The organism is Xenophilus sp. Marseille-Q4582 (genome assembly GCF_916700565.1).
Classification (GTDB): domain Bacteria; phylum Pseudomonadota; class Gammaproteobacteria; order Burkholderiales; family Burkholderiaceae_C; genus Xenophilus.
This window is the reverse complement of record NZ_CAKAKO010000004.1, coordinates 564,464-590,115: the sequence shown is the minus strand read 5'-3', so window position 1 is coordinate 590,115 and position 25,652 is coordinate 564,464. Positions and strand designations below refer to the sequence as shown.

At 68.0% G+C, this 25,652-nt stretch carries 22 protein-coding genes; 9 read left to right on the top strand and 13 right to left on the bottom strand.

What is annotated here, in order from left to right; all coding sequences use genetic code 11:
- Window positions 1–8: 8 nt before the first annotated feature.
- The 5 genes from LG388_RS18140 to LG388_RS18120 form a co-directional block, all read right to left on the bottom strand.
- Window positions 9–680, bottom strand: coding sequence for a sulfite oxidase heme-binding subunit YedZ (locus LG388_RS18140; RefSeq protein ID WP_370630194.1), 672 nt, complete (start codon window positions 678–680; stop codon window positions 9–11).
- A complete protein-coding gene (msrP, locus tag LG388_RS18135) occupies window positions 680–1,687 on the bottom strand; it encodes a protein-methionine-sulfoxide reductase catalytic subunit MsrP (RefSeq protein WP_225784112.1) in 1,008 nt (335 codons plus the stop codon). The genes LG388_RS18140 and msrP overlap by 1 nt, the downstream gene beginning before the upstream one ends.
- A gap of 169 nt (window positions 1,688–1,856) precedes the next feature.
- Window positions 1,857–3,176: a c-type cytochrome biogenesis protein CcsB gene (gene ccsB / locus LG388_RS18130; RefSeq protein WP_225784111.1), complete on the bottom strand. Its 1,320-nt coding sequence runs from the start codon at window positions 3,174–3,176 to the stop codon at window positions 1,857–1,859.
- A complete protein-coding gene (locus LG388_RS18125) occupies window positions 3,173–5,359 on the bottom strand; it encodes a cytochrome c biogenesis protein ResB (RefSeq protein WP_225784110.1) in 2,187 nt (728 codons plus the stop codon). Before LG388_RS18125 ends, ccsB begins: the two co-directional genes overlap by 4 nt.
- Window positions 5,360–5,549: 190 nt before the next feature.
- Window positions 5,550–6,242, bottom strand: a complete 693-nt coding sequence (locus LG388_RS18120; RefSeq protein ID WP_225784109.1) for a cytochrome c — start codon at window positions 6,240–6,242, stop codon at window positions 5,550–5,552.
- Between the two features lie 106 nt (window positions 6,243–6,348).
- On the opposite strand from LG388_RS18120, the gene yihA reads away from it, so the two are divergent.
- Together yihA and LG388_RS18110 are read left to right on the top strand one after the other, a co-directional pair.
- Window positions 6,349–7,110: a ribosome biogenesis GTP-binding protein YihA/YsxC gene (yihA, locus tag LG388_RS18115; protein WP_225784108.1), complete on the top strand. Its 762-nt coding sequence runs from the start codon at window positions 6,349–6,351 to the stop codon at window positions 7,108–7,110.
- A gap of 55 nt (window positions 7,111–7,165) precedes the next feature.
- The gene (locus LG388_RS18110; protein ID WP_225784107.1) at window positions 7,166–8,092 is read left to right on the top strand and encodes an alpha/beta fold hydrolase; all 927 of its coding nucleotides are present in this window, start codon (window positions 7,166–7,168) and stop codon (window positions 8,090–8,092) included.
- Window positions 8,093–8,183: 91 nt separating this feature from the next.
- On the opposite strand, the gene LG388_RS18105 is transcribed toward LG388_RS18110, so the two are convergent.
- Window positions 8,184–9,059 (bottom strand): lipid A biosynthesis acyltransferase, encoded by an 876-nt coding sequence (locus LG388_RS18105; RefSeq protein WP_225784106.1) that lies wholly within the window; start codon window positions 9,057–9,059, stop codon window positions 8,184–8,186.
- Between the two features lie 40 nt (window positions 9,060–9,099).
- The gene (locus LG388_RS18100; RefSeq protein ID WP_225784105.1) at window positions 9,100–9,969 is read right to left on the bottom strand and encodes a lysophospholipid acyltransferase family protein; all 870 of its coding nucleotides are present in this window, start codon (window positions 9,967–9,969) and stop codon (window positions 9,100–9,102) included.
- Between the two features lie 196 nt (window positions 9,970–10,165).
- Here LG388_RS18100 and metK point away from each other — a divergent pair, with 196 nt between their 5' ends.
- Window positions 10,166–11,347, top strand: a complete 1,182-nt coding sequence (gene metK / locus LG388_RS18095) for a methionine adenosyltransferase (RefSeq protein WP_225784104.1) — start codon at window positions 10,166–10,168, stop codon at window positions 11,345–11,347.
- A gap of 45 nt (window positions 11,348–11,392) precedes the next feature.
- Window positions 11,393–12,185, top strand: a protein-coding gene (locus LG388_RS18090) for an IS5-like element ISStma16 family transposase (RefSeq protein WP_086009121.1) whose coding sequence is annotated in 2 segments (ribosomal slippage) — window positions 11,393–11,652 and window positions 11,651–12,185 — 795 coding nt in all. Because the reading frame shifts where the segments join, the coding sequence is not laid out codon by codon here.
- Between the two features lie 161 nt (window positions 12,186–12,346).
- On the opposite strand, the gene LG388_RS18085 is transcribed toward LG388_RS18090, so the two are convergent.
- Window positions 12,347–13,435: an IS5-like element ISCte5 family transposase gene (locus LG388_RS18085; protein ID WP_225781276.1), complete on the bottom strand. Its 1,089-nt coding sequence runs from the start codon at window positions 13,433–13,435 to the stop codon at window positions 12,347–12,349.
- Between the two features lie 359 nt (window positions 13,436–13,794).
- Here LG388_RS18085 and ggt point away from each other — a divergent pair, with 359 nt between their 5' ends.
- Window positions 13,795–15,579 carry a gamma-glutamyltransferase gene (ggt, locus tag LG388_RS18080; protein WP_225784103.1) on the top strand — a complete coding sequence of 595 codons (1,785 nt, stop codon included), beginning with the start codon at window positions 13,795–13,797 and terminating at the stop codon, window positions 15,577–15,579.
- A gap of 107 nt (window positions 15,580–15,686) precedes the next feature.
- Here ggt and acnB read toward each other — a convergent pair whose 3' ends face one another.
- The 5 genes from acnB to LG388_RS18055 all read right to left on the bottom strand — a co-directional run bounded on the left by acnB (window position 15,687) and on the right by LG388_RS18055 (window position 21,854).
- Window positions 15,687–18,272 carry a bifunctional aconitate hydratase 2/2-methylisocitrate dehydratase gene (gene acnB, locus LG388_RS18075; RefSeq protein WP_225784102.1) on the bottom strand — a complete coding sequence of 862 codons (2,586 nt, stop codon included), beginning with the start codon at window positions 18,270–18,272 and terminating at the stop codon, window positions 15,687–15,689.
- Window positions 18,273–18,338: 66 nt separating this feature from the next.
- Window positions 18,339–18,938, bottom strand: a complete 600-nt coding sequence (locus LG388_RS18070; RefSeq protein WP_225784101.1) for a hypothetical protein — start codon at window positions 18,936–18,938, stop codon at window positions 18,339–18,341.
- A gap of 30 nt (window positions 18,939–18,968) precedes the next feature.
- Complete coding sequence (locus LG388_RS18065; RefSeq protein ID WP_225784100.1) at window positions 18,969–19,988, bottom strand: CoA ester lyase; 1,020 nt, start codon at window positions 19,986–19,988, stop codon at window positions 18,969–18,971.
- Window positions 19,985–20,764, bottom strand: coding sequence for a trans-aconitate 2-methyltransferase (gene tam, locus LG388_RS18060; RefSeq protein ID WP_225784099.1), 780 nt, complete (start codon window positions 20,762–20,764; stop codon window positions 19,985–19,987). The genes LG388_RS18065 and tam overlap by 4 nt, the downstream gene beginning before the upstream one ends.
- Before the next feature lie 103 nt (window positions 20,765–20,867).
- Window positions 20,868–21,854: a malate dehydrogenase gene (locus tag LG388_RS18055; RefSeq protein ID WP_225784098.1), complete on the bottom strand. Its 987-nt coding sequence runs from the start codon at window positions 21,852–21,854 to the stop codon at window positions 20,868–20,870.
- 213 nt (window positions 21,855–22,067) lie between these two features.
- Here LG388_RS18055 and LG388_RS18050 point away from each other — a divergent pair, with 213 nt between their 5' ends.
- From LG388_RS18050 to sdhA, 4 genes are all read left to right on the top strand, one after another.
- Window positions 22,068–22,826 carry a GntR family transcriptional regulator gene (locus tag LG388_RS18050; protein WP_225784097.1) on the top strand — a complete coding sequence of 253 codons (759 nt, stop codon included), beginning with the start codon at window positions 22,068–22,070 and terminating at the stop codon, window positions 22,824–22,826.
- Between the two features lie 173 nt (window positions 22,827–22,999).
- Window positions 23,000–23,446, top strand: a complete 447-nt coding sequence (gene sdhC, locus LG388_RS18045; RefSeq protein WP_225784096.1) for a succinate dehydrogenase, cytochrome b556 subunit — start codon at window positions 23,000–23,002, stop codon at window positions 23,444–23,446.
- 19 nt (window positions 23,447–23,465) lie between these two features.
- The gene (sdhD, locus tag LG388_RS18040; protein ID WP_225784095.1) at window positions 23,466–23,831 is read left to right on the top strand and encodes a succinate dehydrogenase, hydrophobic membrane anchor protein; all 366 of its coding nucleotides are present in this window, start codon (window positions 23,466–23,468) and stop codon (window positions 23,829–23,831) included.
- Window positions 23,832–23,834: 3 nt separating this feature from the next.
- Window positions 23,835–25,643, top strand: a complete 1,809-nt coding sequence (gene sdhA / locus LG388_RS18035) for a succinate dehydrogenase flavoprotein subunit (RefSeq protein ID WP_225784094.1) — start codon at window positions 23,835–23,837, stop codon at window positions 25,641–25,643.
- The last annotated feature ends 9 nt before the right edge of the window (window positions 25,644–25,652 follow it).

Sequence of the window (25,652 nt, the reverse complement as noted above, 5' to 3'; positions counted from 1 at the left end):
TCGGCGGCTCAGGAAGCGGCCGGCCGCGCGGCCGGGCCGCTTCTGCGCTTCTTCGTCAGGCGGCGCCACAGCCGCCAGCCCAGCAACAGGGCAACGATGGCGGCATACACCGCCACCTCACCGAAGTCCTGCTTGCCCGCACGCATCCAGAAGAAGTGCAGCAGGGCCAGGCCGGCGATGACATAGACCAGCCGGTGCAGGGCCTGCCAGCGCCTGCCGCCCAGGGCGCGCACCGCGCGGTTGAAAGATGTGGCGGCCAGCAGCGCCAGCCCCACGAAGGCCGCGAAGCCCACGAGGATGAAGGGCCGCTTGGCGATGTCGGCCGCGATGTCGCCGAGCACGAAGCCCATGTCGAACCACGCGTAGCACAGCAGGTGCAGCACGGCATAGAAGAAGGCGAAGAGGCCCAGCATGCGCCGCCAGCGCGCCAGCACGGGCAGGCGCGCCATCACGCGCAGCGGTGTGACGGCCAGCGCCACGCACAGCAGGCGCAAGGTCCAGTCGCCGGTCGCGCGGATGAGATGTTCGGCCGGATTGGGCCCCAGCGCATCAGCCCATGCGCCGTACAGCAGCCCGGCGAAGGGCAGCAGACACAGCCCGAAAACCAGCGGCTTGACGGCCGCAGGCATCAGCAGGCGGTTCAATGCAGAGCCCGCCGCCGGACCAGCGCCCGCGGCCATCAGTAGAACTTCTTGAGGTCCATGCCCGCGTAGAGCTGGCCCACCTGCGCTTCGTAGCCGTTGAACATCAGGGTCTTGCGGCGCTTGGCGAACAGGCCGCCGGGCTCGCCGATGCGGCGCTCCGTCGCCTGGCTCCAGCGCGGGTGGTCCACCTCGGGGTTCACGTTCGAGTAGAAGCCATACTCCTGCGCCGCCGACCTGTTCCAGGCCGTGCCCGGCTCCTTCTCGACGAAGCGGATCTTCACGATCGACTTGGCGGACTTGAAGCCGTATTTCCATGGCACGACCAGCCGCACCGGCGCGCCGTTCTGGTTGGGCAGCACCTCGCCGTACATGCCGAAAGCCAGCAGCGTGAGCGGATGCAGCGCCTCGTCCATGCGCAGCCCCTCGGCATAGGGCCAGTCCAGGATGCGCGAGCCGATGTAGGGCATGGTCTTGGGGTCGGCCAGGGTGAGGAACTCGACGTACTTCGCGCTGCCCTGCGGCTCTACCTTCTTGATCAGCTCGGCCAGCGAATAACCCACCCAGGGAATGACCATGGACCAGCCCTCCACGCAGCGCAGGCGATAGATGCGCTCTTCCATCGGCGAGAGCTTGAGCAGGTCCTCGATGCCGAAGGTGCCCGGCTTGTGGACCAGCCCTTCGACCTGCACCGTCCAGGGCCGCGTCTTCAGCGTATGGGCGTTCTTCGCCGGGTCGCCCTTGTCCGTGCCGAATTCGTAGAAATTGTTGTAGCTGCTCGCGTCCTTGTAGTCGGTGAGCTTTTCCAGGGTCTGGGCGCCCGCCACCCTGGAGGGCTGGGCCGGCAGCGCCGCGAGCTTGCCCGGTCGCGCGGAAGCAGGCGAGGTCTGCGCGAGCGCCTCGCGCCCGGCCCAGCTGGCCAGCGCAGCGCCGGCGGCCCCGCCGGCCATCCAGCGCAGCCATTCGCGCCGGCTTTCGTAGGCTGCACGCGGCGTGATTTCGCTGGCCGGAGGCTCGGAAAAGGAGGACTTGCGCAGGATCGGCATGGCAGGCCTTTTTTCTGGAGGAGAACCGCTGGGACTCTCGCCTGCGTCCCGAAGTTCAGTGTGGCACCGGGTTGACACGGCGTGGCAGCGCCCCGGACGCCAGTCTGCCGGAAAACACACGGGCTCGCAGCCGGCACTGCGGCGCATGCCGCCGTGCACCTCCGGCGCGCTACAGCGTGCCGTAGCTGTGCAGCCCGCTCAGGAACATGTTGACGCCCAGGAAGGCGAAGGTGGTCACGGCCAGGCCGACCAGCGCCCACCAGGAAGCAATCGTGCCGCGCAGGCCCTTGACCAGCCGCATGTGCAGCCAGGCCGCATAGTTGAGCCAGACGATCAGCGCCCAGGTTTCCTTCGGGTCCCAGCTCCAGTAGCCGCCCCAGGCATCGGCCGCCCACAGGGCGCCCAGCACGGTGGCGATGGTGAAGAAGGCGAAGCCGACGGCGATGGCCTTGTACATCACGTCGTCCAGCACCTCGAAGGCCGGCAGCCGCGCCGCGATGCGCTTGCGGCCCAGCAGGATGCCGAAGGCGATCAGCGCCGAGATGGCCGCATAGCCGACCCAGTAGCTGCCGCCGGCCTCGCCCACGCCGCGCAGGCGGAAGGCCACCGGCACAAAGCACAGCGCCACGCCCAGCAGCCAGATGGGCGTGAGCTTGTACCAGCGTGTTTCGGCAGCCTGCTGCTTGATCAGATAGGCAAAGGCCACCATGGCCGCGAGCGCGAAGGTGCCATAGCCGACGAAGTTGGCCGGCACGTGGATCTTCATCCACCAGCTTTGCAGCGCCGGCACCAGCGGCTGGATCTCGTGCGCCTCGCGCACCAGCGTGTACCAGAGCAGGAAGCCCACGGCCGCGCTCACCACCAGCATCACGAAGGCCCCCAGCGCCCGCGTGCGGTAGCGCTCCTCGTAGTACAGGTAGAACAGCGCCGTCATCCAGCAAAAGAGCACGAAGACCTCATAGAGGTTGCTCACCGGGATGTGGCCGATGTCGGGGCCGATCTGGTGGCTCTCGTACCAGCGCACCATCGTGCCGATCAGCGCCATGACCACGGCGGCCCAGGTCAGGCGCGAGCCGATGAGTTCCATCGCATCGGCCTGCCGCTGGCTGAAGAAGCCCAGCCAGTAGAAGACCGTGGCCATGAAGAAGAGCACGCTCATCCACAGGATGGCCGACTGGCTGGACAGGAAGTACTTGAGCCAGAAGACCTCGTCGGCGCGCGCCAGGTCGCCGCGGTAGCTCACGATGGCCAGCACCGCCGCCACGGCCACGCCCAGCATCAGCGTGCGCAGCGGCCGCCAGGACCAGCCCAGCCAGACCATGGCCGGCAGGGTGCCCAGCAGGATCGCCTTCTCGTAGCCGTCCATCGAGGCCTGGTAGCGCAGCAGCGCGAACAGGCCGCCCGCCACCACGGCGAGCGCGAAGGCCCAGTCGTAGGCCGTGCGTCGCGACAGCCAGCTCTCGTTGAGCGTGAGGGTGGTCGTGGTCATGCGGAAGGGTCCTTGGCTGTCTCTTCGGGTGGCAGCAACAGCAGCTTGTGCCGCAGCAGCGCGAATTCCTTGTCGTTGTCGAGATTGCGGCGGTTGACCGACAGGGCCATGGTGGCCGAGCTGCCATCGGCACCGTCTGCGCCCGGTGCGATCCAGACCCACAGCCGCCGCTCGCGCACGTAGAGCATGGCAAAGATGCCGATGATCAGCAACAGGCAACCCAGGTAGACGATGGTCTTGCCCGGTGCGCGCGCCACCTGGAACACGCTGGCCTGCACCTGGTGGAAGTCGGTCATCATCAGCGCCATGGGCGCCGGGTAGAAGTTGGCGTCGGACAGTGCCAGCACCGCCTGCGTGAGCCAGGCCTGCGAGGCGTCGTCCAGCGTCAGCGCCGCCTGGCCCGCGCGCTCGCGCGAGACGTTGAGCAGCTCGAACAGCACCTCGTTGACGATGCGCACCAGCACCTGGCCTGCGCGTTCACGCTCGCCCTCGGGCACGCGCGCATCGATGAACTCGGCGATGGCCTGCCAGCCGCCCGGCTGCCGCGCCGCCGCGCCCTGGGCAGGCGCTTCCTGCAGGCGCTCCACGCCCGCGAACAGGCCCAGGGCCCGGCCGGCCGAGGCCCGCAGTTGCTCGGCCTGCTCGCTGCGGCCGGGCTCCAGTGCGCGCGCCACGTAGCGCTCCACGGCGCGCTGGCGCAAGGCGGCGTCGCCCAGGGCCTCGCGCAGGCGCAGGAAGCCGGTCATCTCGCCCTGCTCGTCGGCTGGTACGCGCAGGTAGCGGAAAGGGTCCGAGGGCTGCTCGCGCACGCCGAGCAGGAACACGGCCGGGCCGTCCTCCTCCAGCTGCGCGGGCACCATGTAGTTCTGGTATTCGCGCGCCTGGCCCGCTTCGTCGCGCAGCTTGTAGCCCACGCTGGGACCGATGTTGCGCAGCTCGCGCGCCCTGGTCACCTTGTTGGCGGCGCCCAGGCGCGACTCCAGCCCCTGCCGCACGGCCTGCAGGTCGACCTTGCGCACGTCGGCGCCGCTGCCACTGCCGCCGGGACTCGCGAGGTTCTCGACGTTGATGACGCGCAGGCTCGTGTACTCCAGGCGCAGCTTCTGGTCGCCGTTGGTGAGTTCGGTGCTGCTGCCGATGATGCCCTCGACCTCGAAAGGCTTCACGGCCGCCGTCATGGGCACGGCCTTGAGCTTCACCGTGGAGCCGCCGTCGTCGAAGCTGCTCTGGTAGATCTCCACGCCCTTCCAGCTGGCCGGATGGTTGACCTCGATGCGTGCTTCCTTGGTTTCGCCGGTCGCGCGGTCGTGCAGCACCACCTCGCTCGCGAAGAGCTTGGGCATGCCGGTGGAGTAGTAGTCGACGATGAACTTCTTGAGCTCGATGGCGAAGGGCAGCTCCTGCAGCAGCACGCCGTCGGCCTGGTTCAGGATGGCGATGCTGGACTGCTGGCCCTCGGGCACCAGGATGTTGCCGCGGAAGGTCGGGTTGGACGCCGACAGCCGGTGCTCGGCCGGCACGTCGGCGATCATGCCGCCGCCTGTGAAGGCGCTCTTGCCGTTGAACCAGGTCTGGGCGCGCACGATCAGGTCGCCGTCGAGCAGCCCGCCCAGGCACACCAGCACGATGGCGCCATGGGCGGCGATGTAGCCCAGCTTGTTCGCGCCGCCGGCACGCGCGGCCACCATCCAGCCCTGCTGCGGGGCTTCGCGGCGCTGCAGCTTGACCTTCCAGCCGCCGCTGACCAGCAACTGGCCGATGCGGTTGGCGGCCGCCTCGGGCGCCTCGGGCAGCGCATTCTGCGCCCGCAGACCGAAGGCGCGCAGGCCCTGCACGCGCATGTCTTCCTTGAAACTGCGCAGGTCCAGCAGGATGCGCGGCGTGTGCCGGGCAATGCACAGCGTGGTGCTGACGACCAGGAAGGCCAGGATCAGCAGGAACCACCAGGCGCTGTAGATCGAATCGAGCCGCGCGGTGCGAAAGACCTGCGCCCAGAAGGGGCCGAACTGGTTGATGTAGTTGCCCAGCGGTTCGTGCTGCTTGAGCACCGTGCCGATCACCGAAGCGATGCAGATCACCGTCAGCAGCGCAATGGCGAAGCGCATCGACGACAGCAATTCCACCGCCGCGCGCCAGGCGTGCGAGCCGTGCCTGAGGCGAATGCCGTGGGTGGAAGTGCTCATGCGGATCGTGGGCTGCCGGAAGTGCACCGGGCAGCGGCGGCGGTCAAAAGAAAAGGCGGGCCATCCCAGAGGATCGGCCCGCCCGCTTAGGTGTTGTTTTCGGCGGCGAAGTTCAGGGGCCGTGGCCCGGATTGTCGGTCAGCCGCCGGCGCGGCGTTGGACCGGCGACAGGCGCCGCCGCGCGAGGGCTTCAGCGCAGGCCGGCGATGTAGTCGGAAACGGCCTTGATCTCGCGGTCGTTCATCTTGCGCGCCACGCCGGCCATCTGCGGGCTGTTGCCGCGCCCGCCGTCGCGGAAGGCCTTGAGCTGCTGGTCGGTGTAGTCGGCATGCTGGCCGCCCAGGCGCGGGTACTGGGCCGGGATGCCGGCGCCATTGGGGCTGTGGCAGCCGGCGCAGGCCGGGATCATGCGGTCCGGGATGCCGCCGCGGTAGATGCGCTCGCCCAGCGTGACGAGGTCCTTTTCCTTGGCGAAGCCGGTCTTGACCGTCTTGCTGCCCAGGAACCAGGCAATGTCGCGCATGTCCTGTTCACTCAGGTGCGCCACCATGGGCTGCATGACCGGGCTCTTGCGCTTGCCGGACTTGAACTCCTGCAGCTGCTTGAGGATGTATTCGGGATGCTGTTGCGCCAGCTTGGGGTTGGCTGCGATGGCCGAGTTGCCGTCCGCGTTGTGGCAGGAGGCGCAGGACACGCCGTTGGGCGGCGCCGTGGTGAAGAGGGTGTCGCCCTTGGCCGGGTCGGGCTTCGCCACGGCCGGTGCTGCGGCTGCGGGCTTCGCGGGCTCCTCAGCCGCGTGGACCGCCTGGGTGATGCCGGCAGCCGCCATCACGGCTGCGAGCAAGAGCGAACGGGTGGAGGCGCGGACGTGGCACAACTTCATATCGGGGGCTCTCGGGGCTCTGGTTGTGGGCGCAAAACCCGGCGATTCTACAATGGCCCCCCGGGCCTTCCGGCCCCTGCCCTGAGCCTTGCGCGACCCCTTCCCCATGACCCAGCCGCCTTCGCCCTCGTCCTCCCTGCGCGGGGGTGCGGCCCCCCAGCCCTCTTCCTCCGCGGCCGATGCGGGCCGCACCGCCCTGGGCTGGCTGCACACGGCCCATTTCCTGGCCAGCGCGCCGCAGCTCGAACATCTACCCCCGCTGGGCCTGCCCGAGATCGCCTTCGTGGGCCGCTCCAATGCCGGCAAGTCCACGGCCATCAACACCCTCACGCAGAAGAGGCGGCTGGCCTTCGCGTCCAAGACGCCCGGGCGCACGCAGCACATCAACCTGTTCGGCGTGGGCAAGGGCCAGGTCGACGACGCCGTGCTGGCCGACCTGCCGGGCTACGGCTACGCGGCCGTGCCGCGCGAGGCCAAGCTGCGCTGGCAGCGCGTGATGGGCAACTACCTGGTCACGCGCGAGACGCTGGCCGGCGTGGTGCTGATGGTCGATCCGCGCCTGGGGCTGACCGAGCTGGACGAGATCCTGCTCGACGTGATCCGCCCGCGCGTGGAGCAGGGCCTGAACTTCCTGGTGCTGCTGACCAAAGCCGACAAGCTCACGCGCTCCGAAGGTGCGAAGGCCCTGTCCATTGCGCGACTGCAGGCCGGCGGCGGCGAGGTGAGACTGTTCTCCGCCCTCAAGCGCCAGGGCGTGGAAGAGGCGGCCCGGCTGCTGTGGCAATGGACGCATGCGCCGCAGCCAGCCGAAGCAGCGGCGGCCACGACAGATACGCCGCCTTCGGAAGACAGCCCGCCCGGCGGCTGATCGGCCTCTTTCCTGGTGCGCGGCTGACACGATCACAACCACGGAGACAAGCACCATGACCATCGAGACCTTCCTGCGCGAATTGCCGCACGGCATCACGCTGAGCTGTCGCGCCGCGGGCGAGCGCGGCCGGCCGCTGATGGTGTTCCTGCACGGCTTTCCCGAAGCCGCCTTCATCTGGGACACGCTGCTCGCGCATTTCGCGAAGCCGGAGAACGGCGGCTACCGCTGCATCGCGCCCAACCTGCGCGGCTTCGAGAAGTCCAGCGCGCCGACCGAGGTGGCCCAGTACAAGCCGCAGCTGCTGATCCAGGACGTGGCCGAGCTGGCCAAATCGGAGAACGCCACGGGCCACATCGACACGCTGGTCGCGCACGACTGGGGCGGCGCCTTCGGCTGGGGCTTCGCCAATGCGCTGCCGCAATCGCTCACGCGCCTGGTGATCCTCAACTCGCCGCATCCGGGCACCTTCACGCGCGAACTGCGCGACAACCCGGCCCAGCAGAAGGCCAGTGCGTACATGAACTGGCTGGCCGCGCCGGGCTCCGAGGCCGTGCTGGCCGAGAACGACTTCGCGCGGCTGTTCGCCATGTTCACGATGATGCGCGCCGGCCCCGACGGCTTCGGCTGGCTCACCGACCCCGTGAAGCAGAAGTACCGCGAGGTCTGGAGCCAGGGCCTGACCGGCGCCTGCAACCTGTACCGGGTGACGCCCATGAAGCCGCCCGTGCCGGGCAAGACCACGGCGGCGGACATTCCGCAGCTGCCGCCCGAGCGCGTCAGCGTGCAGGTGCCGACGCTGGTGCTCTGGGCGCTGGACGACATGGCCCTGCTGCCCGGCCTGCTCGAAGGGCTGGAGGCCTATGTGCCGAAGCTGGAGATCGTGAAAGTGCCCGACGCCACGCACTGGATCGTGCACGAGCAGCCGCAACGCGTGGCGCAAGAGATCGGCGACTTCATCCGGCGTCACCCCAGCGCCTGAATCCGTCGTCCGCACGCCCGTTCGGACAAACCGCTGCGCCCCGCCAGGGGCGCTTTTCGTTGGGAGAAGGTGAAACCGACGAAGCCGTGCCTCAATACACCGCAGGTTGACCTGGCGGCCTTGTCTTGAAGCGGCGGTGCACCCAGTAGTACTGCTCGGGCATGGTGTCGATCAGGGCCTGCAGCCGCTGATTGACCAAGGCCGTGTCGGCCTCGGCGTCGGCCGTCGGAAAGCCGGTCCAGGCGGGCATCACTTCGATCTCGTAGCCATCGGGCACGATGCGCGACACCACCGTCACCACCTTGGCACGGGCCAGCCGCGCGAAGCGCGACAGCGAGGGCACGGTGGCCGCCGGCACGCCGTAGAAGGGCACGAAGATGGAGTTCGTGGGGCCGAAGTCCATGTCGGGCAGCAGGTAGAGCACGCCGCCCTTGCGCAGGCCGGCGACGATCTCCTTGATGCCGTCCACGCGGTGCAGCACCGTGACGTTGCCGAAGCGCGTGCGGCCCTGGCGCGTCCACTCGTCGACCATGGGGTCGCGCTGCGTGGTGTAGATCGTGGTCGAGGGCTTGGGGTTGTGCTTGGTCAGCGCCGTGGCCGCCGCGTCCAGGCCGTAGAAATGCGGCGCGAACAGGATCGTCGGATCGTTGCCCACGTCGATCTCGTCGAGGGCCCCCACGATGCGCACGCGCCGGTCGATGACCTCGGGCGGCGCATGCCACAGCCAGCTGCGGTCCAGCCAGGCCTGCGCGACGTAGACGAAGGTCCGGCGTGCGATGCGCCGGCGCTCGGCCTCGCTCTTGGCCGGGAAGCACAGGCGCAGGTTCACGTCGACCACATGACGGCGCGGCCGGGCCAGCACGTACAGCAGTTGGCCAAAGCCCGCGCCCAGCCCGCGCACCAGCGGCAGCGGCAGCCGCGCGAGCACTTTCATGAAGCCGATGCCCAGGCGGGCCGACAGGCTCATCGCGCCGGCTCCCGGAGCGCCATGGCCGGACGCGCGGCCTTCATTGCGCCACCTCCATTTCTTCGCGCGGCTGCTTGTAGCGCGCGTAGTCCCACACATACTGGCCCGGCAGCGCGCGGATCAGGCGCTCGATGCCCTCGTTCATGGCCGCGGCGGCGTCTTCGATGGAGGCGTTGGGGTCGGTGAGCGCCGTGCCTTCGAAAGGCTCGAAGCGCACCACATAGCGCCCGCCCGGCACGCGCTCGCACACGCCCAGGAACACCTTGGCGCCCGTGGTCTGCGCCAAGCGCGGCAGCAGGGTCATGGTGTAGGCCGGGCGGCCCAGGAAGGGCGCCCACACGCCCTGCCCGGCGGGCGGCACCTGGTCGGGCAGGATGCCCGTGTAGCCGCCCTGCTTGAGCGTGCGCATGAGGCCGCGCACGCCCTTCACGGTGGTCGGCAGCGTCTGCAGCCCGGTGCGGTCGCGCGAGCCGGCCAGCACCTCGGCCATCCACTTCTTGCGCGCCGGGCGGAACAGCGCCGTGAGCGGCCCATGGTCGGCAAAGAAGCGCTCGCCCACGGCCTGGCCGTACATCTCCCAGCTGCCCAGGTGCGGCACGATCATGATCACGCCCTGGCGCGCGGCCAGCGCGGCCTCGAAGACTTCGATGCCCTCCCATCGCAGCACCTTGGGCAGCACGCTTTCGCCCTGCGGGCGCGCCCACAGCCAGGGCAGCTCGGCCACCATGGCGCCGGCCGCGGCGATGGCCGGGCGGTACTGCGCCGGCGTCAGGCCCGCGGCCTGCGCATGGGCCTTGAAACGGCGGCGGTAGCCCGGCGCCAGCCACCACACGGCCCAGCCCAGCCAGCGGCCCATGGCGTGCATCAGCGGCAGCGGCACATGGGCAAGCAGACGAAACAGCGCAATCATCGAGGCAGGGCGGCAGTGGGAATGGGGACGCGAGGCGCGGCCGCCGCAGCGGGCGGCCGGCAGGAATAGAATGCAAATTGTCGCCGAGTTACAGGACTACTTGCAGGGCGACGTTAAACCCAAACTGCTAAAGCGTTCGCCAAGACTCCCTCGGGCTGGCAACGCGCCAGGCACCACTCGACGGAGTTTTTTCTTCATGGCGAACGACTTTCTCTTCACGTCCGAATCCGTTTCCGAAGGCCATCCCGACAAGGTGGCCGACCAGATCTCCGACGCCATCCTCGACGCGATCTTCGAGCAGGATCCGCGCTCGCGCGTGGCCGCCGAGACGCTGACCAACACCGGCCTCGTGGTACTGGCCGGCGAGATCACGACCAACGCGCACGTGGACTACATCCAGGTCGCGCGCGACACCATCAAGCGCATCGGCTACGACAACACCGACTACGGCATCGACTACAAGGGCTGCGCGGTGATGGTCTGCTACGACAAGCAGTCCAACGACATCGCGCAGGGCGTGGACCACGCATCGGACGACCACCTGAACACCGGCGCCGGCGACCAGGGCCTGATGTTCGGCTACGCCTGCGACGAGACGCCCGAACTGATGCCCGCGCCGATCTACTACGCACACCGCCTCGTGGAGCGCCAGGCGCAACTGCGCAAGGACGGCCGCCTGCCCTTCCTGCGCCCCGACGCCAAGAGCCAGGTCACGATGCGCTACGTGGACGGCAAGCCGCACTCGATCGACACCGTGGTGCTGTCAACCCAGCACCACCCCGACCAGAGCGAGACGCCCACCAAGATGAAGGCCAGCTTCACCGAGGCCATCATCGAGGAGATCATCAAGCCGGTGCTGCCCAAGGAGTGGCTCCAGGCGACCAAGTACCTGATCAACCCGACCGGCCGCTTCGTCATCGGCGGCCCGCAGGGCGACTGCGGCCTGACGGGCCGCAAGATCATCGTCGACACCTACGGCGGCGCCTGCCCGCACGGCGGCGGTGCCTTCTCGGGCAAGGACCCGTCGAAGGTCGACCGCTCGGCCGCGTATGCCGCGCGCTACGTGGCCAAGAACATCGTGGCGGCCGGCCTGGCGCGCCAGTGCCAGATCCAGGTGGCCTACGCCATCGGCGTGGCGCGGCCGATGAACATCACGGTCTACACCGAAGGCACCGGCGTGATCCCCGACGACAAGATCGCCGCGCTGGTGCAGGAGCATTTCGATCTGCGGCCGAAGGGCATCATCCAGATGCTGGACCTGCTGCGCCCCATCTACAGCAAGACCGCCGCCTACGGCCACTTCGGCCGCGAGGAGCCGGAGTTCACGTGGGAAAGAACCGACAAGGCGGCCGCGCTCCGCGCGGCTGCGGGCCTGTAAGAACGTGTTCAAAGTCTCACCCTCTTGATGTGAGAAGCTCGGTGGGTGAGAAAAGGCTACCCCAGCGACATCAAGCGCGAGCAGTTCGAGGTGATCCGGCCATTGCTGGAGAGTGCGCGCAGAAAGACTGCCCCACGCAAAGTGGAGCTGTACGAGGTGTTTTGCGCCGTGCTTTACCTGCTGCGCACGGGCTGTCAGTGGCGGGCACTGCCCAGTGACTTTCCCAAGTGGCGCACCGTGCACTCGTACTTTGCCATCTGGAGCGAGCCACGCGAGGGTGGCAGCCTGCTGGAGCAGGCATTAAAAAAATCAGGTTGGCGCGGCCCGCGAGAAACTGGGGCGCAACGCCTGCAGCACGCTCTTGATCGTGGACGCGCAGAGCGTGAAGAACACGGACACGGCGGGCTTGAAGGGCTATGACGCAGGCAAGAAGGTCTCGGGCATCAAGCGCCACATCGCGGTGGACACCCAGGGATTGCCGCATGCGATAGCGGTGACCACGGCCGAGGTGACGGACCGCAAAGGCGCACTGCAGGCGCTACAGCGCTGCAAGCCCCGGTTGAGCCGGCTACAAAGCCTGCTGTGCGATGCAGGCTACATCGGTCGGCCGTTCGCGCAAGGCGTGCAGCAGATTCTGGGAGGGCATGTGACGGTGCAGATCGCCAAGAGAAGCGAGCTTCACACTTTCAAGGTGATGCCCAAGCGCTGGGTCGTGGAACGCAGCTTTGCCTGGCTGGACAAGAACAGGAGGCTGTGGAAGAACTGCGAGCGATGGCTCAACACCAGCCTGCAGTTCGTCCACTTGGCATTCTTGGTGCTCTTGCTCAAGAGACTTTGAACACGCTCTAACAGGCCGTTGAAAAAATGCTCATCGAACGCGCCAGGGTCGTGGATTTCGAAGAAACGGATCGCCCAAACTGGCCTGCGCAGCGATTGGAGCGGCCATTTCGGCCTGTTTGCAGGCCGTTTTGCCCGTTCCGGGCGCACGTATCCCATGGTTCACGCATGATGCGCGTCCCACCAGCCGCCCAGACTGCCCATGCGCACCAGGTTGTAGGTGGCAAAGCACAGCAGCGCCTGGCCCGCGAGCTTGGCCTGACCGATCAATTTGGTCTTGGCCAGACCACCCACTGTCTTGATCCAGCCAAAGGCCTCCTCGATGCGCTTGCGCACTTTGAGGCTGGTCTTGTAGCCCTCGTGGCGCCGGATGCGGCCATCGACCGCCGAGTGCTTGTCCTTGGCCGCCACGTGTGGCGTGACTTTGAGCTTTCGGCAGCCCTTGATGAAGGCCTGGCTGTCGTAACCTTTGTCGGCCCCGACCGTGGCCCGCTTGTTCTTGTTTCCCCGGCGTTTGAGCATCGCCAGCGCCGCCTCGCGCTCGGCGGTGCCACTGGCATGTGTGATCTCCACATCCACGATCAGCCCGTTGCGGTTCTCCATGAGGATGTGCCCCATGTGGCACAGGCGAGATTTGTCGCCCGCGCTCTTCTTGAACAGCCGGGCATCGGCATCGGTGGTGCTGGCGTGGGTGTCGTTGCAGCGCTCCTGCCCTTTGAAGTTCACCTCGGGGTTGCGTCCGGGTGGCGTGCCGCTGTCGTCGTCTTTGCGTTTGAAACTCTTGTGCGAGGCCCAGGCCTCAATCAGCGTGCCGTCCACGCTGAAGTGTTCGTCGCTGGCAAGCCGGCCCCACTGGGCGCTGAGCTTGACGCGCTCGAAGAAGGCGCGCGCCAGGTCTTCGTTGAAGAGGCGTTCGCGGTTGGCGCTGAAGGTGGAGTGGTCCCAGACCTTGTCTTCAATGTTCAGGCCCACGAACCAGCGGTACAGCAGGTTGTAGTTGACCGCCTCGACCAGCTGGCGTTCGCTGCGGATGGAGAACAGGATTTGCAGCAGCAAGGCCTTGAGCAGCATCTCCGGCGGCACCGAGGGGCGGCCACGGCGGGCGTACACCGCTTCGAACTCGCTGTTCATGCTCGACAGCAGCGCATCCACCACGGCGCGCAACTTGCGCAGCGGGTGTGCCGCTGGCACTCTTTCTTCAAGGCTGATGTAGCTAAACATCGCCCCCTGGAAGTCTTGGTTGCCTCTCATCTTTCTTGTCGCAGTTGTTCCGGGATGGCTTCAGATCGTAGCGGCCGACGCGGACGCTCGCAGGGGATTTTTCAACGGCCTGCTAAGGCCCGAGCGCAGCGAACTTGTCGGTTCTTCGGCGAGGCTCACATCGCTTGCGATGTGGAGGCCCGAAGGGCCGGCCGGAGCCAACGGACCGACAAGGCCGCCGCACTGCGCGCAGCGGCCGGTCTGTAAGGCGCCTGCGCGCCAGGGCGGTTGGGCCCAGGAGGCCGGACGCGGCCTGGATTGCAACCGGATGCAAGCACGACGGGCGAAGCGGCCAGGGCCGCTTCGCCCGTTCTACATTTGCGGGCACCACAACAATCAAGGAGCCCTTCATGCCCATCCGCCACAGCTTGCTGGCCAGCAGCCTTGCGCTGGCGCTGGCCACCCTGACCGCCTGCGGCACCGCGCCCCAGGCATCCGGCACGGCCACCGCCCCGCCCGCCACCACGGCCGCCGCGCAGGCTGCCAGTGCCGCCTACGACTTCGACATGGACGTGTTCCACCCGGTGGTGGCACGCAACGGCATGGTGGCGACGGAACAGGAGCTGGCCACGCAGATCGGCCTGGACATCCTCAAGGCCGGCGGCAATGCGGTGGACGCGGCCGTGGCCGTGGGCTTCGCGCTGGCGGTGGCTTTGCCCAATGCCGGCAACATCGGCGGCGGCGGCTTCATGGTGGTGCACGACGCCCGGACCGGCCGGAACGTGGCGCTGGACTTCCGCGAAGTGGCCCCCCACAAGGCCTCGCGCGACATGTACCTGGACGCGCAGGGCCAGGTGATCGACGGCAAGTCGCTCTACACGCATTACGCGGTGGGCGTGCCCGGCACGGTGGCGGGCATGGAGCATGCGCTCAAGCAATGGGGCACGATGCCGCTGGCGCGCGTGATTGCACCCGCGGCGGCGCTGGCCGAGAAGGGCTTCCCGGTCAGCGAGACGCTGGCCAAGATCCTGAGCCAGGAACAGAAGAACATGGGCAAGTGGCCCGCCACGCGCGAGATCTTCTGGAAGAACGGCGCGCCGCTGAAAGTGGGCGACCTGCTGGTGCAGAAGGACCTGGCGGCCTCCCTGCGGCTCATCGGCCAGCAGGGTTCGCGCGCCTTCTACGAAGGCGACATCGCGCGCAAGATCGCGGCCGAGATGGCGTCGCATCCCAACGCCATCTCGCTGCAGGACCTGCGCGACTACAAGGTGGTGGAGCGCGTTCCCACGCAAGGCACGTACCGCGGCTACCAGATCGTGACCATGCCGCCGCCCTCCTCCGGCGGCCCGCACCTGGTGCAGATCCTCAACATGCTGGAGCCCCAGCCGGTGGCGCAGTGGGGCGCCAACAGCGCGCAGTACCTGCACTACCTGGCCGAGGCCAGCAAGCTGGCCTATGCGGACCGCTCGGAGCACCTCGGCGACCCGGATTTCGTGAAGGTGCCGGAAAAGGGCCTGACCTCCAAGCGCTACGCGGCCTCGCTGGCCCAGACCATCGACCCGAACCGCGCCCGGCCCGCGCGCGAGATCAAGCCGGGCCGGCCGCAGCCCTATGAAAGCGACCAGACCACGCACTATTCGGTGGTGGACAAGGCCGGCAACGCGGTCGCCGTGACCTACACGCTCAACACCAACTTCGGCAGCGGCATCGTGGCCCAGGGCACGGGCATCCTGCTGAACAACGAAATGGACGACTTCTCGGCCAAGCCGGGGGTGGCGAATGCCTACGGGCTGGTGGGCGGCGATGCCAACGCGGTGGCGCCCAGGAAGCGCCCACTGTCGTCGATGACGCCGACGATGGTGCTGCGGGGCGGCAAGCCCGTGCTGGTGACGGGCAGCCCCGGCGGCGCGCGCATCATCACCACGGTGCTGCAGACGGTGGTCAACACCATCGACTTCCAGATGAACCCGGCCGAGGCGGCGTCCACGCCGCGCGTGCACCACCAGTGGACGCCCGACGAGTTGCGCGTCGAGAAGGGCCTGTCGCCCGACACGCTCGCGCTGCTGCGCCAGCGCGGCCACAACGTGGCGCTCAAGGCGTCGATGGGCCGCACGCAGACCATCCAGATCCGCGACGGCATGCTGTACGGCTACTCCGACCCGCGCAACCCGGACGGCAAGACGCTGGGCTACTGAGCGCATTCCTGCCCGGCATTCGGGCCGGTTCAAAAAAGAAGGCCCCGCACCGCGGGGCCTTCCTGTGGCTCACGGCACCCTGTTCAAGGGGCACCGGGCACGCAGAATCAAACCTTCTCGGCGACTTCCGCGTACTCTTCGATCTGGTCGAAGTTCATGTAGCGGTAGACGCTGGCCTTGTCAGCGTCGATCACGCCCATTTCCTTCAGGTACTCGGCCGGCGTGGGCAGGTAGCCCAGGCGCGAGGCGATGGCCGCCAGTTCGGCCGAGCCCAGGAACACGTTGGTGTTCTTGCCCAGGCGGTTGGGGAAGTTGCGGGTCGAGGTGGAGATCACCGTCGCGCCCTCGCGCACCTGCGCCTGGTTGCCCATGCACAGCGAGCAGCCCGGCATTTCGGTGCGCGCACCGGCCGTGCCGAAGGCGGCGTAGTGGCCTTCCTTGATCAGCTCGTTCTGGTCCATCTTGGTCGGCGGCGCCACCCACAGCTTGACCGGAATGTCGCGCTGGCCGCCCAGCAGCTTGGCCGCGGCGCGGAAGTGGCCGATGTTGGTCATGCACGAGCCGATGAAGGCTTCGTCGATCTTGGTGCCGGCCACCTCGGACAGGAACTTGGCGTCGTCCGGGTCGTTCGGGCAGCAGACGATGGGCTCCTTGATGTCGGCCAGATCGATCTCGATCACGGCGGCGTACTCGGCGTCCTTGTCGGCCTCGAGCAGCTCGGGCTTGGCCAGCCAGGCCTCGACCTTCTCGATGCGGCGCTGCAGCGTCTTGGCGTCCTGGTAGCCGTCGGCGATCATGTTCTTCATCAGCACGACGTTCGATCGCAGGTACTCGGCGATCGGCTCCTTGTTGAGCTTGATCGTGCAGCCGGCGGCCGAGCGCTCGGCCGAGGCGTCGGACAGCTCGAAGGCCTGTTCCACCTTCAGGTCCGGCAGGCCCTCGATCTCGAGGATGCGGCCCGAGAAGATGTTCTTCTTGCCGGCCTTGGCCACGGTCAGCAGGCCCTGCTTGATGGCGTACAGCGGAATCGCATGCACCAGGTCGCGCAGCGTCACGCCGGGCTGCAGTTCGCCCTTGAAGCGCACCAGCACCGATTCCGGCATGTCCAGCGGCATCACGCCCGTGGCGGCGCCGAAGGCCACCAGGCCCGAGCCCGCCGGGAAGGAGATGCCGATCGGGAAGCGCGTGTGCGAGTCGCCGCCGGTGCCCACGGTGTCGGGCAGCAGCAGGCGGTTCAGCCAGGAATGGATCACGCCGTCGCCGGGGCGCAGGGCCACGCCGCCACGGTTGGAGATGAAGGCCGGCAGCTCGCGGTGCGTCTTCACGTCGACGGGCTTGGGATAGGCGGCGGTGTGGCAGAAGGACTGCATCACCATGTCGGCCGAGAAGCCCAGGCAGGCCAGATCCTTGAGCTCGTCGCGGGTCATGGGGCCGGTGGTGTCCTGCGAACCCACGGTGGTCATGCGCGGCTCGCAGTAGGTGCCGGGGCGCACGCCCTGGCCTTCGGGCAGGCCGACGGCGCGGCCGACCATCTTCTGCGCCAGCGTGAAGCCGGCCTTGGACTCGGCGGGCGCCTGGGGCAGGCGGAATTCGGTGGAAGCCGGCAGGCCCAGGAACTCGCGCGCCTTGGCCGTCAGCGAACGGCCGATGATCAGGTTGATGCGCCCGCCCGCCTGCACTTCGTCCAGCAGCACGTCGCTCTTGAGGCTGAAGTTGGCCACCACTGCGCCGGCCTTCTCGATCTTGCCCTCGTAGGGGAAGATGTCGATCACGTCGCCCATCTCCAGCTTGGACACGTCCACTTCGATGGGCAGGGAGCCCGAGTCTTCCTGCGTGTTGAAGAAGATGGGCGCGATCTTGCCGCCCAGCGTCACGCCGCCGAAGCGCTTGTTCGGCACGAAAGGAATGTCGTCGCCGGTCGCCCAGATCACCGAATTGGTGGCCGACTTGCGCGAGGAACCGGTGCCCACCACGTCACCGACGTACGCGACCAGGTGGCCCTTCTTCTTGAGGTCCTCGATGAACTGCATCGGGCCGCGCTTGCCGTCTTCCTCGGGCTTGAAGGCCGCGTCGGGGCGCGTGTTCTTGAGCATCGCCAGGTAGTGCAGCGGGATGTCCGGGCGGCTCCAGGCATCGGGCGCGGGCGACAGGTCGTCGGTGTTGGTTTCGCCGGGCACCTTGAACACCGTGACGGTGATCTTCTGCGCGACCTTGGGGCGCGAGGTGAACCACTCGGCCTCGGCCCAGCTCTTCATCACTTCCTGGGCCTTGACGTTGCCGGCCTTGGCCTTGGCCGCGACGTCGTTGAAGAAGTCGAACATCAGGAGCGTCTTCTTCAGCGCGTCGGCCGCCACGCCCGCCACTTCGGCATCGTCCAGCAGCTCGATCAGGGGGTGCACGTTGTAGCCGCCCACCATGGTGCCCAGCAGCTCGGTGGCCTTGGCCTTGGAGATCAGGCCGACCTGGATGTCGCCGTGCGCCACGGCGGCCAGGAAGGAGGCCTTGACCTTCGCCGCGTCGTCCACGCCCGGCGGCACGCGGTGCGTCAGCAGGTCCAGCAGGAAGGCGTCCTCGCCTGCCGGAGGCGCCTTGATCAGCTCGATCAGGTCGGCCACCTGCTTGGCCGACAGCGGCAGCGGCGGAATGCCCAGCGCGGCGCGCTCGGCAACATGGTCACGGTAGGCTTGCAACATCTTCTTTTCTCCGGGGGACAAAGCAGCGGCCGCGCAAGCAAGACGCGCGCCGCTGTGTGGGGATGGTTATTTGCTCGGCGTCGGGTCGTCGAGCAGGCTCCTGGGCGGGTTCTTCTTCATTTCGTTGGCGAAGACCACCTGCGCCTCGGCCTGGCATTCGTCGGCCATGCGCACGCCCTGCTTCTGGTTCATGAGCATGGACTTGTTGCCCAGCTGCAGCCACATGGCGCCGGCGCGGCCGTCTTCCAGGCGGATGGCGCCGGTGCGGCTTTCGACCGGGTGCATGCGGTAGCGCGCGCCCTTGGTCGACACGGTGAAGAAGCCGGGTTTCTTCTCATCGGCGGTCACCGTCACGTCGGCGCCCAGTTCGCACTGGATGCGGCCGGTGTGCACCTTCTGCGCCACGGCCAGGTCGGCCTCGGTCAGCACTACGTTCGCGTCGGCGTCGATGGGCGTCACTTCTTCCACCGCCTTGGCGGCGCTGCGCGACACCTGCGGCTTCTTGGCCTGGGTGCCGGACTTGGCGGCCTGCTGCTTGGGCGCCGGCTTCGAGGCGGGCTTGGCGGCCGGCTTGGCCGCGCTGTTGTGGGTGCTGCTGCTTTGCGCAACGGCGGCGAGCGGCAGGGCGATCAGGGCGGCGGCGGCAACGGCGGCGAGTGATTTCATGGGAAGGCTCCTTGAACGAGGCAAGCGTGTTCAGTCAACGGACCGGACGGACAACGCGGCAAACCAGTGCTGCGCCGACGCCGGCAGCGCGCGCCCCGTGGCGTGCGCACGCTCGAGCACCTGCCAGAAATGCCGGTAGCTCGCGCGGTCATGCAATGTGCCATCAAAACTGATGGGCGCCCAATCGGCGGCCTGCGCCGCCTCGATGATTTGTGTCGCGTTGTGAATCTGCGCCTCGTCCGGCGCCAGCGCCTCCAGGATCGGGCGGATCTGGCCCGGGTGGATGCTCCACATGCGCGTGTACCCGAATTCCCGCGCCGCACGCTGCGCCGCCGTGCGCAGGGCCTGCGCATCGCTGAACTCGGTGACCACGCAATGCGAGGGCACCTTGCCGAACGCATGGGCGGCCGAGGCGATCTCCAGCTTGGCGCGCACCACCAGCGGGTGCGTGAACTGCCCGCTGGCGCCCATGCCGTCGGCCGGAATCGCACCGGCATGGGCCGAGACGAAGTCCATCAGCCCGAAGCTCAGCGACTGCACGCGCGGATGCGCGGCGATGGCGAAGGCGTTGTGCACGGCCAGCGGCGATTCGATCAGCACGTGCAGGGGCAGCGCCGTGGCGCCCGCGGCGTCCAGCGCCGCGGCGGCGCGCTCGACGTCCGCAACGCGGTCGACCTTGGGCACCATCAGGTGGCACAGGCGCTGGCCGGCACGGCCCGCGATGGTGGCCACGTCGGCATCGAAGGCCGGGTGATCGACGGGATGCACGCGCGCGGCCACGCGCTGGCCCGGCGCGGCAGACAGGGCCAGCTCGGCCACCAGGGCCGCATGCTCGGCTTCGCCGCCCACCGGGGCGCCGTCCTCGCAATCGAGCGTGACGTCGAACACGCAGGTGCCGAATTCGGCCGCCATCTCGGCCTGCAGCGCCAGGCTCTTGCGCATGCGTGCCTCGACGCCGCTGTAGTGGTCGCACACGGGCAGGCGCACGGCGCCCGCCTGGGCGCCGAGCAGGACCTCGGCCGGATGCGCCTGGCGGGAAAGCGCAGTCATGCCGTCTTGCGGGCCACGATGAACAGGCGCGGGAAGGCCAGCAGGCGCCGGCCGTCCGCGCGCGCGGGATAGGCCGCGTCGATGCGGCGCTCGTACTCGGCCAGGTAGCGCGCACGCAGCTGCGGGCTCAGCGGGTCGACGAAGGGGCGCAGGCCGGTGCCGCTCACCCAGTCGACGATGGCGCGCGCCGAGGCCAGCGGGTGCTGGTAGGCCGTGCGCCACAGGTCCACGCTGGCGGCCCGGGGCGCCAGCAGGTCGTAATAGCCGTTCAGCCCGAGCAGTTCGGTGCGCAGCCGGGTGTAGTCGCCGATCGCTTCGGCGAACTCGGGCAGCGCCGCCACTTCGCGCATCAGGCGGTGCGTGGGCTCGTCGCGGTTGTCCGGCATCTGGATGGCCAGCACCCCGCCTGGCGCCAGCGCGTCGAGCAGTTGCGGCAACAGCTTTTCGTGCGCGGGCACCCACTGCAGCGAGGCGTTGGCATAGATCAGCTGCGGGGCCGCGCCCTCGGGGCGCCAGCCGGCAATGTCGCTCAACACGAAGCGCGCCTGCGGCAGCCGCTGGCGCGCGGTGTCGATCATTGCCGGGGAATTGTCGGTGCCGACCACATCGGCACCGGGAAAGCGCTCGACCAGCAGTTCGGTCGAGTTGCCCGGGCCGCAGCCCAGGTCATAGGCCAGCGCGACCGACGGGAGCGGCACGCGCGCGAGCAGGTCGTGCGCGGGGCGGGTGCGCTCCTCCTCGAAGCGGGAATAGAGCGCGGGATTCCAGTCAGCCATGGTCCACGAAATCAAAGGCCGCCACCCGGCCGCCCCGCTTCCGGCCGCGCCTGCCCTCTTGGAGGACGGCGAAGCACACGCGGGGGCACGCCGGGAGCCGGGATCACAGCAGGTGCTTGACGCCGTCCTGCTCGCCTTGCAGCTCGGCCAGGGTCTTGTCGATGCGCTCTTGCGAGAAGGCGTCGATTTCCAGGCCCTCGACGATCTTGTACTTGCCGTTCTCGGTGGTGACCGGGAAGCCGAAGATCACGTCCTTGGGGATGCCGTACTCGCCGTTGGAAGGCACGCCCATGGTGACCCACTTGCCGTTGGAGCCCAGGGCCCAGTCGCGCATGTGGTCGATGGCGGCGTTGGCGGCCGAGGCGGCCGACGACAGGCCGCGCGCGTCGATGATGGCGGCGCCGCGCTTGCCCACGGTGGGCAGGAACACCTCGGCGTTCCAGACCTGGTCGTTGATCGTGTCCTTGACCGACTTGCCGCCGATGGTGGCGAAGCGGTAGTCGGCGTACATGGTGGGCGAGTGGTTGCCCCACACGGTCAGCTTCTCGATCTCGCCGACCTTGCCGCCGGTCTTGGCGGCGATCTGGCTGGCGGCGCGGTTGTGGTCCAGGCGCAGCATGGCGGTGAAGTTCTCGCGCGGCAGGCTGGGCGCGCTCTTCATGGCGATGTAGGCGTTGGTGTTGGCGGGGTTGCCGACCACCAGCACCTTGACGTCGCGGCTGGCGACCTTGTCCAGGGCCTTGCCCTGGGCCGTGAAGATCTGGGCGTTGGCAGCCAGCAGGTCGGCACGCTCCATGCCGGGGCCGCGGGGACGGGCACCGACGAGCAGCGCGTAGTCGGCGTCCTTGAACGCCACTTCCGGGTCCCCGGTGGGGATGACGCCGGCCAGCAGCGGGAAGGCGCAGTCTTCCAGCTCCATGATCACGCCCTTGAGCGCCTTCTGGGCCTTCTCGTCGGGAATCTCCAGCAGCTGCAGGATGACCGGCTGGTCCTTGCCCAGCATCTCGCCCGAGGCGATGCGGAACAGGAGGGCGTAACCGATTTGGCCAGCGGCGCCGGTGACAGCAACGCGGACGGGCTTTTTGCTCATGGGAGAACTCCAGAAGATGAGGGAGAAAACGGTGCGCGATCCATCCGGCGGGCCGCTGCAGCGTGACGCAGCGCGTGTCCACGCGTGCCGCCTGCCAGCATGAGCGGGCGCGCCGGCTCGGAAAGCATCCGGCATTCTAGGCTCAATCGGTGGCGGGCGTCTTATGTCTTATATAAGATAGCGGGCTTCGCGCCGACGGCGTGAAACCCGCCCATGTCCAGCAAGCCCCTCCACGCCGACGCGTCCACGCCCTCGTTCAGCCCCCTGTATCAGCAGATCAAGGGGCTGATCCTGCAGAGCCTGCATGCCGGCGAATGGAAGCCGGGCGACCCGATCCCGAGCGAGATGGACCTGGCGGCGCGCTACCACGTGAGCCAGGGCACGGTGCGCAAGGCCATCGACGAACTGGCGGCCGAGAACCTGGTGGTGCGCCGCCAGGGCAAGGGGACCTTCGTGGCCACGCATGCCGAACAGCATGTGCAGTACCGCTTCCTGAAGCTCGTGCCCGACGAAGGGGACCTCGACAGCGAAGGCCCCGCGCAGCGGCGCATCGTCGACTGCAAGCGCCTGCGCGCCAGCGCCGAGGTGGCACGCGCCCTGGACCTGCGCAGCGGCGACCCCGTGCTGCAGGTGCGCCGCGTGCTGGCCTATCGGCAGGTGCCCACCATCCTGGAAGACCTCTGGCTGCCCGGCGGCCCGTTCAAGGGCCTGACGGCGGAACGGCTGGCCCAGTGGCACGGCCCGATGTACGCGCTCTTCGAGACCGAGTTCGGCGTGCGGATGGTGCGCGCCGAGGAAAAGCTGCGCGCCGTGCGCCCTGATGCCGAGCAGGCCGCGCTGCTGGAGGTGGCGCCCGACACCCCGCTGCTGAGCGTGGAGCGCGTGGCCCACACCTACCACGACACGCCCATGGAGCTGCGCCGCGGCCTCTACCGCACGGACACCCATCACTACCGCAACGAGCTCGGATGAACGCAACCCGCACCCGTGCGGGCGCGCAGCGTGCCGCGAAGTCCGACCGCCCCGGTGCGATGAGCCGGGCGCGACCTGCCGCTCATGGTGCGTTGCAATAGAATTTTGCGCTGTTTGCATTTACCCACCGAAGAACAAGCCGTCCCCCCGAAACCCTCCAAGAGTCCATCCCCATGACAGAGCTTGCCTCCTCCTCCCGGTCCAAGCGCCCGGAGTTCCGCAACATCAACGTCTTCACCGACGTGCGCACCTATCGCCTGCCGGCTGCGGGCTTCGTGTCGATCCTGCATCGCGTGAGCGGCGTGGTGATGTTCCTGTTGATGCCCTTCATCATCTGGATGTTCGACACCTCCGTGTCGTCGGAAATCTCGTTCGCCAAGTTCAAGGCCGCCTTCAACAGCGGCCTTGGTTTCGTTCCGGGCTGGTTCTTCAAGCTCGTGGCGCTGGCGCTGATCTGGGCCTACCTGCACCACTTCTGCGCCGGCCTGCGCCACCTCTGGATGGACGTGAGCCATGACGCGGTGAACAAGGAGTTCGGCAAAAGCTCCGCCGTGGCGGTGCTCGTGCTGAGCCTGGGCCTCACGGCCGTGCTGGGCGCCAAGCTCTTCGGCCTTTACTGATCACGGGAGCACATTCATCATGGCAGTGAACTACGGCTCCAAGCGCCTCGTCGTCGGCGCAGGCTATGGCGTGCGCGACTGGCTGGTCCAGCGCGTGACCGGCGCCCTCATGGCCCTCTTCACCCTCATCGTGCTCGGCGCCCTGCTCATCGGCAGCGGCCCGATCGGCTACGACAAGTGGGCGGGCCTTTTCGCATCGCAATGGATGAAGGTCCTGACCTTCGCCGTCATCGTGTCGCTGCTGTGGCACGTGTGGGTGGGCATGCGCGACGTGTGGATGGACTATGTCCAGCCCGTCGGCCTGCGCCTGGCCCTTCAAATCTTCACCATCGTCTGGCTTGTGGGTTGCGCGGGTTGGGCCATTCAAGTGCTCTGGAGGGTCTGAGCCGTGTCGTACACCAAGGAAAAGATCAACAAGCGCAAGTTCGACGTCGTCATCATCGGCGCCGGCGGCTCCGGCATGCGCGCCGCGCTCGAACTCTCGCGCGCCGGCCTGAACGTGGCCTCGCTGTCCAAGGTCTTCCCCACCCGCTCGCACACCGTGGCGGCGCAGGGCGGCGTGTCGGCCTCGCTGGGCAACATGTCCGAGGACAACTGGCACTACCACTTCTACGACACCATCAAGGGCTCGGACTGGCTGGGCGACCAGGATGCCATCGAGTTCATGTGCCGTGAAGCGCCCAAGGTGGTGATCGAGCTCGAGCACTTCGGGATGCCCTTCGACCGCAACCCCGACGGCACCATCTACCAGCGCCCCTTCGGCGGCCACACCGCCAACTACGGCGAAAAGGCCGTGCAGCGCGCCTGCGCCGCCGCCGACCGCACCGGCCACGCCATGCTGCACACGCTCTACCAGAAGAACGTGGAAGCCAAGACGAACTTCTTCGTCGAATGGATGGCGCTGGACCTGATCCGCGACGCCGACGGCGACGTGGTCGGCGTCACCGCCCTCGAGCTGGAAACGGGCGAACTGTACGTGCTGCAGGCCAAGGCCGTGCTGCTGGCCACCGGCGGCGCGGGCCGCATCTTCGCGGCCTCGACCAACGCCTTCATCAACACCGGCGACGGCCTGGGCATGGCGGCACGCGCCGGCATCCCGCTGCAGGACATGGAGTTCTGGCAGTTCCACCCGACCGGCGTGGCCGGCGCCGGCGTGCTGCTGACCGAAGGCTGCCGCGGCGAAGGCGCCATCCTGCTCAACAGCAATGGCGAACGCTTCATGGAGCGCTACGCGCCCACGCTGAAGGACCTGGCGCCGCGCGACTTCGTCTCGCGCTCCATGGACCAGGAGATCAAGGAAGGTCGCGGCTGCGGTCCCAACAAGGACTACATCCTGATGAAGCTCGACCACCTGGGCGCCGACACCATCCGCAAGCGCCTGCCCTCGGTGGAGGAGATCGGCCACAACTTCGCCAACGTCGACATCACGAAGGAGCCGATCCCGGTCGTGCCCACCATCCACTACCAGATGGGCGGCATCCCGACCAACATCAACGGCCAGGTGGTGGTGCAGAGCGGCGAAGTGCACAACCAGGTCGTGCACGGCCTGTACGCAGTCGGCGAATGCTCCTGCGTGTCGGTGCACGGCGCCAACCGCCTGGGCACCAACTCGCTGCTGGACCTGCTGGTCTTCGGCAAGTCGGCCGGCAAGCACATCGTCGAGTTCGTCAAGAACAGCGGCGAGCACAAGCCGCTGCCGGCCGACGGGGCCGATCGCACGCTGGCGCGCCTGAACGAGCTGGAGCAGTCCACCGACGGCACCTACGCGCAGGACATCGCCAACGACATCCGCGCCACCATGCAGCAGCACGCCGGCGTGTTCCGCACGCAGGCGAGCATGGACGAGGGCGTCGGCAAGATCAATGCCATCCGCGCCCGCGTGGGCTCGGTGACGCTCAAGGACAAGTCCAAGGTGTGGAACACGGCGCGCATGGAAGCGCTGGAGGTCGACAACCTGATCGAAGTCGCGCAGGCCACCATGACCTCGGCCGCCGCGCGCAAGGAATGCCGCGGCGCGCACACGGTGTACGACTACGAGCACCCGGCCGATCACCCGGACTTCCCGCTGGGCCGCAACGACAAGGAATGGATGAAGCACACGCTGTGGCACAGCGCGGACAACAGCCTGACCTACAAGCCGGTCAACCTCAAGCCGCTCACGGTGGACAGCATTCCGCCGAAGGTCCGCACGTTCTAACAAGGTCAC